9 protein-coding genes and 1 pseudogene are annotated in these 13,971 nt (G+C 44.9%); 7 read left to right on the forward strand and 3 right to left on the reverse strand.

Annotation, left to right across the window (positions count from 1 at the left end):
* The first annotated feature begins 4 nt into the window (after positions 1–4).
* The 7 genes from prpD to ggt all read left to right on the forward strand — a co-directional run bounded on the left by prpD (position 5) and on the right by ggt (position 9,390).
* Entirely contained in the window at positions 5–1,492 is a 1,488-nt protein-coding gene (gene prpD, locus AC0L6V_RS13080) for a 2-methylcitrate dehydratase (protein WP_265218295.1), read from the forward strand.
* A gap of 81 nt (positions 1,493–1,573) precedes the next feature.
* Positions 1,574–2,638 (forward strand): tRNA(Met) cytidine acetyltransferase TmcA domain-containing protein, encoded by a 1,065-nt coding sequence (locus AC0L6V_RS13085; RefSeq protein WP_418138337.1) that lies wholly within the window; start codon positions 1,574–1,576, stop codon positions 2,636–2,638.
* Positions 2,639–2,811: 173 nt separating this feature from the next.
* Positions 2,812–3,675, forward strand: coding sequence for a GNAT family N-acetyltransferase (locus tag AC0L6V_RS13090; protein WP_418139090.1), 864 nt, complete (start codon positions 2,812–2,814; stop codon positions 3,673–3,675).
* 271 nt (positions 3,676–3,946) lie between these two features.
* Positions 3,947–4,939, forward strand: coding sequence for a TRAP transporter substrate-binding protein (locus AC0L6V_RS13095; RefSeq protein WP_265218291.1), 993 nt, complete (start codon positions 3,947–3,949; stop codon positions 4,937–4,939).
* A 156-nt stretch (positions 4,940–5,095) separates the two neighbouring features.
* Positions 5,096–5,773 (forward strand): TRAP transporter small permease, encoded by a 678-nt coding sequence (locus AC0L6V_RS13100; RefSeq protein WP_265218290.1) that lies wholly within the window; start codon positions 5,096–5,098, stop codon positions 5,771–5,773.
* Between the two features lie 15 nt (positions 5,774–5,788).
* Positions 5,789–7,402: a TRAP transporter large permease gene (locus tag AC0L6V_RS13105; RefSeq protein WP_265218289.1), complete on the forward strand. Its 1,614-nt coding sequence runs from the start codon at positions 5,789–5,791 to the stop codon at positions 7,400–7,402.
* Positions 7,403–7,629: 227 nt separating this feature from the next.
* The gene (ggt, locus tag AC0L6V_RS13110) at positions 7,630–9,390 is read left to right on the forward strand and encodes a gamma-glutamyltransferase (protein ID WP_418138338.1); all 1,761 of its coding nucleotides are present in this window, start codon (positions 7,630–7,632) and stop codon (positions 9,388–9,390) included.
* A gap of 26 nt (positions 9,391–9,416) precedes the next feature.
* On the opposite strand, the gene AC0L6V_RS13115 is transcribed toward ggt, so the two are convergent.
* The 3 genes and pseudogenes from AC0L6V_RS13115 to AC0L6V_RS13125 all read right to left on the reverse strand — a co-directional run bounded on the left by AC0L6V_RS13115 (position 9,417) and on the right by AC0L6V_RS13125 (position 13,916).
* Positions 9,417–10,178, reverse strand: coding sequence for a sulfite exporter TauE/SafE family protein (locus tag AC0L6V_RS13115; protein ID WP_409418634.1), 762 nt, complete (start codon positions 10,176–10,178; stop codon positions 9,417–9,419).
* A 113-nt stretch (positions 10,179–10,291) separates the two neighbouring features.
* Complete coding sequence (locus AC0L6V_RS13120) at positions 10,292–11,650, reverse strand: sigma-54-dependent transcriptional regulator (protein ID WP_111638879.1); 1,359 nt, start codon at positions 11,648–11,650, stop codon at positions 10,292–10,294.
* Positions 11,650–13,916 (reverse strand): annotated as a pseudogene (locus AC0L6V_RS13125) (ATP-binding protein). Before AC0L6V_RS13125 ends, AC0L6V_RS13120 begins: the two are co-directional and overlap by 1 nt.
* Positions 13,917–13,971: the final 55 nt, after the last annotated feature.

Consider the following 13,971-nt stretch of genomic DNA (forward strand, 5'->3'; position numbering starts at 1 on the left):
AGAAATGAGTGCTAACGTAGATTTAAACAACCGCCCGGATTACGACCAAGTCATTCAAGACATCGCAGATTATGTACTGAACTTTAAAGTAGAAAGCCAAGAAGCCCTCGACACAGCCCGTAACTGTTTAATGGATACGCTCGGCTGCGGCTTACTCGCCCTACGCTTCCCAGAATGTACCAAGCACCTTGGCCCAATTGTACAAGGTACTGTCGTACCAAATGGTGCTCGTGTACCGGGCACGTCTTTGTCTCTCGATCCAGTAAAAGCGGCGTGGGACATTGGTTGTATTATTCGCTGGTTAGATTACAACGACACTTGGTTAGCAGCAGAATGGGGGCATCCTTCCGATAACTTAGGTGGCATTTTGTCGGTAGCCGATCATCTGTCACAAGTTCGACTATCAAAGGGCGACAGCCCAATGACCATGCGCGAAGTGCTAGAAGCCATGGTCATGGCCCATGAAATACAAGGTGTTATTGCGCTTGAAAACTCGTTCAATCGTGTTGGTCTGTGCCACGTGCTCTTAGTACGAGTCGCTTCTACGGCGGTCGTTACCAAAATGATGGGAGGCGACAGGGAGCAAATCATGGCGGCAATTTCTCAAGCTTGGGTCGATGGCTCGGCTTTACGTACTTATCGTCATGCGCCAAACGCTGGCTCACGTAAATCTTGGGCAGCGGGTGATGCCACGTCCCGCGCGGTGCGCTTAGCGGACATGTCGATGCGAGGTGAAATGGGCATTCCTGGTGTACTAACGGCTGATCAATGGGGCTTTTATGACGTATCTTTCTCAAAAACCAACAAAGACCAAGCCATTAAGCCGAATGACAAACGTCAGTTTTCTTTCTCGCAAGATTACGGCACTTATGTGATGGAAAACGTCTTGTTTAAGATCTCATTCCCAGCCGAATTCCATGCCCAAACAGCAGCCGAAGCCGCGGTGACCTTGCATCCTTTGGTGAAAGACCGTTTAGCCGACATCGACAAGATCGTGATTCGTACTCATGAATCGGCGATTCGTATTATTTCCAAATCCGGTCCTTTGGCGAATGCCGCCGACCGCGATCATTGCTTGCAATACATGGCTGCTGTGCCACTGGCCTTTGGTAACTTGATCGCTGAACATTACGAGGATGACTTTCATGCGGCCAATCCCATCATCGATGAGCTGCGTAACAAAATGGAAATCGTCGAAGACAAACGCTTCACAGCCGAATATCTAGAAGCCGACAAACGTTCGATTGCCAATGCCATTCAGGTGTTCTTTAAAGATGGCAGTAGCACCGAAGAAGTGGTGGTAGAATACCCAGTCGGACACCGTCGTCGTCGTGAAGAAGGCATCCCGTTATTAGAGCAGAAGTTTAAAAACAACCTAGCAACGCGCTTCCCAAGTCATCAATGCCAAAACATTTTTGCCCTTTGCAAGGATCAAAAAGCCCTTGAAAACACTGCGGTAAACCGCTTCATGGATTTATTTGTCATCGCGTAAGCGTATTTATCCTGCAAACATTCATTGGCTCTGCCTTGTGGTCACAGTATGATAATGCGACCACAAGGAAATTTTATTGATATGTCTGACCACCATCGCCATTGTTTTCTCTTAAAAGGCTCGCCCAACGAGGTGTTGTCTGACTTTCTGACTCTTAGTAAACATTTTTCTACTCCCTTGGTCGCGGCGTATGATGTTAGCCAGTACGATACGGCACTCCTGTCTTCTACCACCCCTTTTATAACCTGCTCCTTTAAACAAGCTCTCCAGCAGCTTGGTCGCAGTCATGAGGCTATTTTGGTGGATTTGACTCATGGTGTATCGGCGAGTGCATTGGCTATTTTGTCTGGTACGGTTCGAGGCAATGGCCTCTTTGCCATTGCACTGCCTAATGACGAGTGGTTGTCAATGGCAGATCAAGACTTATCGAGATATTTACCTTGGCCTTATGAACCAGAACAGGTCACATCGTATTTTAAGCATTACCTGCTGAATAAATTACAAGACGAGACATCACCTTTTACACTATTACGCTCTAGTAAGAACAAAAAACATAGCGTAAACCCGTTACCGGCTTTAAAACCAATAGAACCTAACGCGCCGCTAACCCAAGAACAAGCGGAAGCTCAGTCGTGTTTATTGGCAGAACTGGCCAAATCCTATGTATTAATTGCTCCCCGAGGTCGAGGAAAATCGACCTTATTAGGCGACAGCTTAGCCAAGCTGTTAGGACGTGGCAGACGTGTAGCCATTACCGCGCCGAACCAAGAGGCGATCCTCTCTCTGCGATCTCGTTTCGAAAGCACTCTGAGCCAAATCGGCATAGAGTATGAACTGCCTTTTTTCGCGCCTGATGCCCTCATCAATGCCCCTACTGAGTGGGATTTTCTCTTTATCGACGAAGCAGCCATGATTCCTTTACCTATGCTCATGGCCTTAAATAAAAAAGCCACACATTGCTTATTTAGCACAACGAATTATGGCTATGAAGGCGCTGGCAAAGGTTTTGGCATACGGTTTTGTCACGACTTATCCGTGCAAAAAACCACACAAAACTTAGCGCTACAGGAGGCTCACATTAAATCAGCCCATTCGATGGGGGAAATGACCCACTGGAAAATTGGATCAATGATTGCTTTTTTCTAGCCGCTACCGACTCACACACTATCGATAGTATTGATGAAAACACAACCAAACCAGCAACAGAATTCAAACGCCTCACTGGTGAAAATTGGTTAACGCACTCAGACAAGCTCGCTGATACCTTTAACCTACTGGTAAGCGCTCACTATCAAACATCACCTGATAACCTGCGCTGGATATTAGACGACCCTTCTGTGTCAACTTACCTTTTGCTCGATAAAGACCAAGTCCAAAGTGTTGCCATTATTACCGAAGAAGGGGATTTACCAGCCGCACTTAGCCAAGAGGTCATGCAAGGAAAACGTCGACCGAGAGGCCATTTAGTAGCGCAATCTTTACTAGCCCATGAAGGCATTAATAACGCAGGACAATACCGCTATTGGCGCATTAGTCGTATCGCCACAGAGCAAACTCAGCAAAACAAAGGCCTAGCCAGTCAATTACTTACTTATGTGGAAAATAGCGCCAGTGAAGGTTGTGACTTTCTTTGCACTAGCTTTGCCGCAAGCTATGATGTGGTGTCTTTTTGGCTCAAAAATGGCTATGTTCCAGTTCGTCTCGGCACAGCAAAAGACAAGGCCAGTGGCTGCTATTCTTTAATGATGGTAAAGCCAATAACAGAACAAGCCAGTAAGCTAGCCATTGCTTGGCGGGCTCGCTTCATTGAACATTTCTTACTTAATTTATTGCTGCAGTATTCTGACCTAGCAACGAATTTGATCATGCTTATTTTGACCCCAAAATGTGACTTACGGGAAAACCTTCCCGCTTTAGCCCAACTATCAGAACAGGATTTACAGGATATTGTGCTATTTGTAGAGCACCATCGTCCATTCGATAGCATTCGTGCCGTTTTTCTAAAAGCAATGCTGTTTCTTACCCTTAAGGGTCTACTCAGCCCTAATAACCCAACCGAAAAACTGGCTCTAGAAGTGGCGTTAGGACGTGAAACCAAACCAACGCTGCAAAATGCGCAATTATCAGGCAAAAAAGCCATGCACCAAAGCTTCAAAAGCCTTTTACAAAAGAAACTGTTTTAAAAATAGGCGATATTCCACCCATTCGTTTTTCTATCATGTGCGTAATTCCACCTACTTAATGACTTCACAGTAATAAAAATATCCAAAATAAAATAAAATAACCATAAAAATCATTAGCCTACAAAAAAATAAAGACTTGGCATAGATTGTGTAAAGAGTATGGTTAGCGTCACCTGTTTTGCTCTGCCTGTTTCTTACGTAAAAAGTGAGATGAATATCAGGCTAAAAACCAGGTAAACAATAATAATTCAGTTTTTGGAGTCTCATAACAATGAAAAAAATCAGCCTTGCTCTTACCTCTTTGGCACTTGCACTTTCTGCTAGTACTGCAATTGCAAACTGCGATCCAGGTGAACGCGTTGTAAAATTCAGCCATGTAACTGGCGGTACAACTCACCCTAAAGTGGTTGCTGCAAATAATTTCGCAGACCGCGTAAACAAAGAAATGAATGGCAAATTGTGTGTTGAAGTTTTCCCGAACTCCACACTATTTGGTGACTCTAAAGAATTGGAAGCCCTACTATTAGGCGACGTACAACTGCTTGCCCCTTCTCTTTCTAAATTCGGTTCTTATACAGACAAATACGGTGTATTCGATCTTCCGTTTATTTTTAAAGACATGGACCATGCCATTCGCTTTACAAAAACCAAAGAAGGCAAAGCGCTATTAACCGAAATGGACGAGTATGCGGGTTTTGTTGGTTTGGGTTACTGGATGTCAGGCATGAAATATTTCTCCGCTAAGAAGCCTCTATTGGTTCCTAGCGACGCGAAAGGCATGAAGTTCCGTGTACAAACCTCTGATGTTGCGAAGCAAATGATTGCGGCAATGGGCGCATCACCACAAGCGATGGCATTTTCAGAAGTATACGGCGCGTTACAAACTGGTGTTGTAGATGGTCAAGAGAACACTTGGTCAAATATCTACACACAAAAGTTCTATGAAGTACAAGACAGCACAACCGATACAAACCATCAGTTGCTTGCTTACTTATTTATGACGTCCTCTGAATTCCTAAAGAGCCTTTCTCCTGAAGACCGTGAGCAATTCGTGCAAATTGCGGACGAAGTCACTCAAGAAGCAAACCTAAGTGTGAAAGCGGCAGAAGAAGAAAATCGCGATAATATCGTTAAAGCTGGCGGTAAAATTAACTACTTAACGCCTGAGCAACGCCAAGAGTGGGTGAACACGATGAAACCTGTTTGGCAACAATTTGAAAGCTACATTGGTAAAGATTTGATCGACGCTGCTGCCGGCGCATAATCACTTTTTTCCAGCAATCCAGCTGACCCTAACGGGTCAGCTTTTGTGGTTGTGTTGCGTACTTTTAAATACCTATCGCTAGCCAACGCTGACGCAAAGCACACCAACACACTGCTTACTATTTTGTACTGGTCCACTTAATACTAGGAGACCCCCATGGCATATTGGCCGCACCTTTATTTACTTATTTTTATATTCATTCTTTGGGTACTAGAAAAACGCTTCCCCAAAGTCATGGAACGAGCAGAAGAAAACCTTTTGGTCCTAGTGATTTCGTCTATTATGGCTGTCTCTTTTGGCCAGGTCATTGCTCGTTATGGGTTTAATACCGGCTGGGATGCTGCGTTAGAATTTAATATGGTGGCTTTCTCTTGGCTCATTTTATTAGGCATGAGTTACGGCATCAAAACCAATCTTCACCTTGGTGTCGACATTGTGCTGAATGCTGTTCCTAAGCGTACAGCAAAAACTTTGTCTTTAATCGGTGCTGCAGCTGCGATGCTATATGGCTTAATCCTGCTTGATTCAACTTGGTTGGCAATGCTTGGCGTCAATGTTAGCGGTGGCGCTATCGAATACTGGTTGAAGATGTTCAAAATTGGCATAGGCTCTGAGGAGTTGCGTTATCCAGAGTTCGTACAAGAGTTATTTGGTTTGCGACCTCGCGTACATCGTTGGCTTGTGCTGGTTGTTCTGCCTATCAGTTTAGCGTTACTTTCTTATCGTTCTTTACAAGCATTTATTGATATTGCGCGAGACAAACGCAGCATGCTGATCAGTGGCCATGAGGCACAAGATCTTGTTAAAGAAAACCAAAACGTCTTGAAAGACTAGCGCAGGAGCTTCATTGTGGAATCACTTATTCTCTTTTTATTGGTAATCGTCCTGCTGTTTATCGGCTTGCCGGTTGGTATCTCATTGGGCTTATCGTCCATACTATTTATTGCTTTTTTCTCACACGATTCACTGTCATCCGTAGCAATTTCTCTGTTTGGGGTTGGTCAGCATTATACCTTGTTGGCTATCCCGTTTTTCATCATTGCCTCGTCTTATATGTCGACGGGGGGCGTGGCTAAGCGACTCATCAACTTTGCAATCGCCAGCGTTGGTCACTTCCGCGGTGGTTTAGCCATGGCGTCGGTATTGGCTTGTATGATGTTCGCAGCCTTATCTGGCTCTTCTCCAGCCACAGTGGTTGCCATTGGTACCATTGCCATCGCAGGCATGGTACAAGTGGGTTACTCAAAAGACTTTGCGGCCGGTATTATTGCCAACGCGGGTACATTAGGGATTTTGATTCCGCCCTCTATCGTTATGGTGGTTTATGCGGCGTCTGTTAACGTTTCTGTTGGACGTATGTTCTTAGCAGGGGTGATTCCAGGCCTAATCGCAGGCGGTATGCTGATGCTGGCAATTTATGTAGTCGCTCGCATAAAAAATCTACCAGCAGAAGAATGGAAAGGCTTCAGTCATATCGTTAAAGGTGGCAAAGAAGCAGGCTGGGGCTTATTCCTAGTTGTGATTATCATGGGTGGTATTTACGGTGGTGTCTTTACACCAACAGAAGCCGCTGTTGTGGCTGCTGTTTATTCCATGTTTATCGCTTTGTTTGTTTATCGCGACATGGGACCATTGAAAGGTAAAACGTGGACGAACGACGAAGACGCTCCTCATGCACGTGTTGGCTTTAACGGCATGGTCTATGGGGTATCTTTCTTCCTAGTGTGGGAAATCATGTCTTTCTTTGCGTTCGCAAGCAGTGAAACCGTGACAGGTGGTGACCGGGCACTTTGGGGCGCGATTATGTCCGTTATCATCGCGATTTTTTATGTCTACAAACGCTCCAGCAAATTGGAAGAATCAGTCGGAGCTTGTTTGGCCGCTGGAACGCCAATTTGGGGACGTAACTTGTCTATGATGCTACGTGGTTTTTTCCCTTCTTTGTTCGGTGAAGAATCTCGTAAAGTCATGCTTGAAGGCACAAAAACAACTGTGATGCTGATGTTTATCATCGCTAACGCCTTGTTGTTTGCCCACACCTTATCAGCAGAACGTATTCCGCAAGCCATCACTGAGTGGATGCTCGACGTTGGCTTTAACTGGTTTACCTTCCTAATCGCCGTTAACATCTTGTTGTTAATTGGTGGTCAGTTCATGGAGCCGTCAGGCCTATTGGTTATCGTGGCCCCTATCGTCTTCCCGATTGCGATGGAGCTAGGCGTAGACCCTATTCATCTAGGTATCATCATGGTGGTAAACATGGAAATCGGTATGATCACGCCACCTATTGGTCTAAACCTATTTGTGACCTCGAGTATCACCGGCATGAGTTTAGCTCGCGTAGTAAAAGCCGCTATGCCGTTCGTGTTGGTCTTGATGGTATTCTTGATAATGGTCACTTACATTCCAGCACTGTCTACCGCTCTGCCATACAGCATAATGGGACCAGAGATTATTCAATAAACCTCTCTGAATTTCTCAGCGTACTTCGTAATGTACGCGAAAAGCTTACAAAGTTTAGCGCCCTTCGGGGCGTTTTTTTTGCTTTACAGACTCGTAGATACGCGAACATTTCGCTTTCTTTTCGCTAAAATCACAGCACTATTGATTTTATGGCTTCACTAAGTTGAATTTTTTTGTTCTGATGAAAATACGCTATTTATCTTTCATTCTCATCAATAAGGATTTTTATGACGCCTAAGAAACGCTGGTTACACATCTTATGCTCAATCCCTCTTTTTATAGCAAGCCAAGACCTGCTTGCTGAGGCACAGGCAGTCGACCCAATGGCCCCGGAGAGCGCCAGTGGAATAGAAGAGAAAACACTGACCAAAGCGAAAGAGTTCATGGTCGCCACAGCCAATCCAGAGGCAAGTAAAGCGGGTTACGACGTACTAAAAGCAGGAGGCTCAGCAATTGATGCATTGGTTGCTGTACAAATGGTACTAGGGCTAGTCGAGTCTCAATCTTCAGGCTTGGGCGGCGGCGCGTTTGTCGTTTATTATGATGCGGCAAATAAAAAACTCACCACCTTTGATGGTCGAGAAACTGCACCACAAGAAGCGACACCAGAGCTTTTTCAAGATGAAAACGGTAAACCACTTGCATTCTACGACGCGGTTGTAGGTGGTCGTTCTGTCGGAACTCCTGGTACAGTCAAACTGATGGGAGAACTTCACACTCGCTATGGCAAAATGCCATGGGCTGATCTGCTGGCCCCAGCGGAAAAACTCGCTCAAGAAGGCTTTATTGTCTCACCACGCTTAGCCGGTGCCATCAAAGAAAGTGCAGAGCGCTTATCACGCTACCCAGAAACCAAAGCGTATTTCTTTAATCTTGATGATACACCTGTCGAAGCAGGTAGCCGTTTACAAAACACCCAGTACTATACAACTTTACGGACCTTAGCCACCTATGGTGCTGATGAGTTTTATAATGGACAAATTGCCCAAAATATTATTTCTCAAGTGCGCGGGGCTTTAGATAATCCCGGTGTGTTATCAGAAAAAGACTTTACCAGCTATCGCGTAAAAGAGCGTGCTCCAGTGTGCTTGCCTTACAAAGAGTATGACATTTGCGGCATGGGACCACCAAGTTCCGGCGCCTTAACGGTTGGGCAAATATTGGGGATTACCGAGCAATTTGATCTTGCTAAATTAGGGGCCAATTCGCCTGAAGCGTGGCAGATTATCGGCGATGCCTCTCGTCTTGCCTTTGCCGATCGTGGCCGTTACATAGCAGACACTGATTTTGTGCCCATGCCACAAGGTTTATTAGATAAAAGCTACCTTGCCGAACGGGCGAAATTAATCACCCCAGGAAAAGCCTTAACCTCTGTGTCTGCTGGGGAGCCTGAATGGCGACACCCTATTAAACAAGCAGACGATATATCGCTTGAGTTGCCTTCAACCAGTCATATTTCTATTGTCGACAAAGAAGGCAACGCGGTCTCCGTCACAACCACCATTGAAAATGGTTTTGGCTCCCATCTGATGGCAAACGGCTTTTTGCTAAACAACGAATTAACCGATTTTTCTTTTAAAACCTACCAAGATGGCTATCCCATTGCCAACCGTTTGGAACCTGGTAAACGCCCTCGTTCTTCCATGTCTCCTACCATAGTCATGAAAGATGATAAACCTTACTTGGTCGTTGGTTCTCCCGGCGGTTCTCGCATAATAGGTTACGTGGCTAAAACATTGATCGCACACCTTGAATGGGGAATGGACATACAAGAAGCGATTTCACTGCCTAATATGCTTAATCAATTTGGCACCTTCAATCTTGAAAAGGGTACTCAAGCGACGGCGTTAGAAAACCCCCTTACCGATATGGGCTTCAAAGTATCGATACAAGATTTGAACTCTGGGATACAAGGAATCGTCATCGATAATAATACCTTGCTCGGCGGCGCCGACCCAAGACGAGAAGGCCTAGTACTGGGAGATTGAGCACCAGGAGATTAGCACTAAGCTCGTTATATCATTAAGGCAAAGGACTGCCAGATTAACCTTAACGCCATGAGCGTCAACACTAGATTAAAAATACGATGAAAATAACGATCAGGCATGCGTTTTAGTAATTTCAGCCCGATCCAAGTACCCAAAGCGCCACTCAGAATCATACAAGCTAATAGAGGTAACCACGCACCAAGAGGAAAACCAGCAGCTTCAAACACGGCGACCTTTAAAATATGCTGTAACGACATCGCCATGGCAAACGTTGCCACAGTCCGAAAGCGATCCGCGTGAATTTGTTTAACAAACGCTGCGACTAAAGGCCCTGTTGCTCCAGCAAAAAGCGTAATAAAGGTCGTCACACTACCCGCAATCATGCTTCCCCATGTTCCCAACACCATCTTAGGCAACTTAGGTCCCCAACACAGATACAGAATAAATAAGGCAATGGTCAAATACATGATGGCGGCGGGTAACGCTACTAAAACCAAGCTGCCAATAAAAGCTCCCAGCAAGGCACCAGGTAAAAAAGCCCCTATCAGCTTCCAATCAATATGCCGCCAACTCATGGCAGCGCGTCCAGCGTTCGATCCTAACTGCGCGACACCATGCAGAGGAATAATGAATTGCGGTGGCAAGACCTGCGCCATTACCCCTAGTAACATCACCCCACCACCAGCACCAAAGCTCGCCGTAAAAAAAGAGGTCATTCCAGAAACAAGAACAAGAAGAAAAAAGATAGGTGGCGATACTTGCTCAAACAATAGCGCAGATAAAGTCATACAATCGGCAAAAAAGTCAGCAAAATGGGGCGGCTGATAGAATAACAAAATGGGCCGTAGAAATCTCAACAAGCCCATTAGTCTTAGTAATATAGACTATACCAAAGCGTCTATTATTGTTTATAAATATCTTTATCCAAACCGTATTTACGCATTTTATCGTAGAGGGTTTTGCGCGGTAGCCCAAGCGCATCCATAGTATCTTTGATGGAGCCTTTTTGACGCAGCAGTTCTTGTTCCAATAAGGTTTTTTCAAAGCGTTCTATCTGTTCTGGTAGCGTCATTACACCAGGATTGTTTTCATTGATAATGATCTGGTCAAACTCAAACGAACCCGCCTCACCCATCAGCACATAACGCTCAGCAAGGTTACGTAGCTCCCGCACATTTCCCGGCCAATCATAACTTAACAAACTGTGCATACGCGCAGCAGACAGTGGTTCCGATTCACGTTTGTATTGCGCAATAGCGACCAGACAGAAATGTTGCCACAACAGAGAAATATCATCTTTGCGCTCCCGTAGAGGAGGAATGTCAACACGCACAACATTAAGCCGGTAATACAAGTCTTCACGAAACGTTCCACTTTCGCTCAGTTGTTTTAAATCCACTTTAGTGGCGGCTAAAATGCGCAGGTCCAGATCAATCGCTGTGTTAGAACCCAAACGCTCTAAGCGACGCTCTTCCAAAACCCGCAATAAACGAATTTGCATAGACATGGGCATGCTTTCAATTTCATCTAAGAAAAGCGTGCCGCCATTAGCATGCTCAAGTTTACCAATACGTTGGGCTTTAGCGTCGGTAAAGGCACCTTTTTCATGACCAAAGAGTTCTGACTCCATAATCGAATCCGGCACAGCACCACAGTTGATTGCCACAAATGTTCGACCTCGACGAGAACTGTGTTCATGAATGTAACGCGCTACCAATTCTTTGCCTGTACCCGTTTCTCCTTGAATCAAAATATCCGCACCGGTATCCGCCACATGCAATAGCGCCTGACGCAAGCGATGTATTCCCGGTGTATTGCCGATAATCCGTGGGCCAGGGGCATTCTGCGCCACCAGTTCTAAACGTAAATTACGGTTTTCTAAAGTTAAGCGACGTTTTTCTGAAGCGCGACGTACCACCTCAAGGAAATCTTCATTGGAAAAGGGCTTTTCAATAAAATCATAAGCGCCATCACGAATAGCACTCACCGCCATGCTAATATCACCGTGACCTGTGATCAAAATAAAAGGGATTTCTGCGTCAATCTTTTTAACTTCTTCAAACAATTCCAAGCCACTTTTGCCCGGCAGGTTAATATCACTAACAATCACGCCAGACCAATCTAAAGACAACCTTTCCACCACACCTTGTGCCGAAGCAAACTCAAGAACTTGAAAATCTTCAAGCTGCAAGGTCTGAGAAATGGCCATACGAACCGCTTGCTCATCATCAATTAAAAGTACTTGCTTGCTGTCCGGCATTAGATTTCCTCTTTACACTCTCTAGGAAGAGACTGGGACGATTGGTGATTAAAACGAGGTAGCCTAACACAAAACTCAGCGCCTCCTGAGTCTCGATTTTTGGCACTAATTTGCCCACCCATTGCTTCAACAATACGTTGGCTAATCGACAAGCCTAATCCCAATCCTAAACCGGACGATTTAGACGTAAAAAGGACTCGAACAGGTGTCGAATCGCCTCATCACTCAAACCGTTACCCGAATCTTGAACGCAAATAACAACTTGGTTTTCCTCGCATGTTTGCTCGATACAAACACATTTTGGGCTGTCCGATGCCTCTAAGATCGCATCAGCGGCATTGGCTAATAAATTCACTAAGACTTGCTCTAAAAAAACCATATCACCATTGACGATAAAGCCCTGATCTTCTGTCACCAACAACTCGATACCCACTTCTTTGTAACGTGGACCCATAATTTTCAATGCGCCCATTATCGCAGTTTGCACAGCAATAGGCCCTTGATGAACATCACCTTTGCGCGCAAAGACTTTAAAACGCGCGATAATATCTCCCATGTGATGACCTAATTGACTAATGTGCTGCAAATTCGTGTGGGCTTGTTCGTATTGACCACGATCTAAAAACTTCAAACCGTTTCCGGCAAAGGCTCGAATCGCCGTCAAAGGCTGGTTCAACTCATGATTTAGCCCGGCACTTAATTGTCCTAATACCGCTAACTTCGCGGTTTGAATCAACTCCCGTTGCGTACCTTTATGCTCTTCTATCTCATGTCGCAATCGAGTATTGGCCCCCTCTAATTCAACAGTACGTTCTTTTACTCGCTCTTCTAATTCTATTCGCGCTTGGGTAATGTCTTGCTCGTACCGTTTACGCTCGGTCATATCATGAAAAGTGACCAAATAACTCAACCGATTTGGTAACTGCATTTTACACAAGGTCATTTCCACAGGAACGGTCTGATCGGAGTAGCATAAATGTCCTTCCCGAGTCAGCACTTTAATACCCAAATCATTAGCAGCATCCCAAAAGTCTACATGAGAAGAGAGTACGGTAGAATCTTGTTCATCAGGTTGAAATAATCTCCCCAGTGGCTGCCCGACTAAGGGAGCTAATGGGCGACCTACTAACTTTTCTACCGCCGGATTAAAAGATTCTATTTTGTGATGTTCATCCAAGGTCACCAAGCCCGCTTGCGTATTTTGGATGACTTCACGAATGTACGCTTGGTTATGGCGTGTCATTTCATTGGCATCGGAACGTTCTCTGAGCATTCGACGACGCAGCATTGCCAGACCAAACAATAAGGCCGTAATAGTGACGCCACCCGCGAAAATCGTCCGCCATAGAGAAATTTCCTCGTTGATAATTTTCAGCGGCGCCAAAATGGATATTTGGAAATCCAACAACCGAATAGGACGACTCATTCTTAAAAAAGATAGCCGCTGCAATTCCTCTTTACCGTCCGTTACGGTGTTTTCCAACACATCAACAATCTGTGACTTTTCATCAAACGGCTTTTGGTAAACGATGGCTAGCTTTTCAATCGACTGTCCAAAGTAACGCTGTGAATCAGCAATACGTTGTAACTCAATGTGGGATAGCTCCCCTAACACTCGATACAGCCAATTAGGACGAGAGCTACTGAACACAATATTGTCGGGATCTAACAGTAAAAACTCGAAGTTTTGGTTGGTAAAACGTTTTTCAAATTGCGTTAAATCTACTTTAACAACTGCAATACCAATGATCGAACTGCCTTCATAAACAGGATAAGAAAAATAATAACCACGACGGTTAGACGTGGTGCCAAGCGCATAATAACGCCCTGGTTTGCCTTGAATAGCGTCTTTAAAATAAGGACGGAAAGAGAAATTGCCGCCAACAAAGCTGGTCTCTTCTCGATAATTCGACGCCGCAATGGTTAAGCCATCTGTGTTTAAAATATAGCTGTCTGAGGCTTCGGTGATGCGGTTGATTTGCTCAAGTTCACGATTAAGCTGATTAATGTCAGATTCCAGGCCATCACGCAGCGCCTTTTTTACCCTATCGTTCGAGGCCAACAGAGTTGGCATGTGCTGATACTTAGCAATGGCACTCTCAAGCACACTAGCAAGCTGATTCAATTGCTCGAAAGAGTCGATACGTAAGGCTTTAATTTGCTGGTTACGTAGAGCTTCGCCACCTTTCCAAATCAACAAAACGACAATCAAAAAAGCACTTAGATAAAGCCAAATTAACTGCTTAGATGAAAAAAGCCATCTCATTCTAAAAGCGTACTGTTCTTTCAAGACTCTCACCTAAAATACCTTATTGTTATTA

The organism is Marinomonas sp. G8-14 (assembly GCF_055808935.1).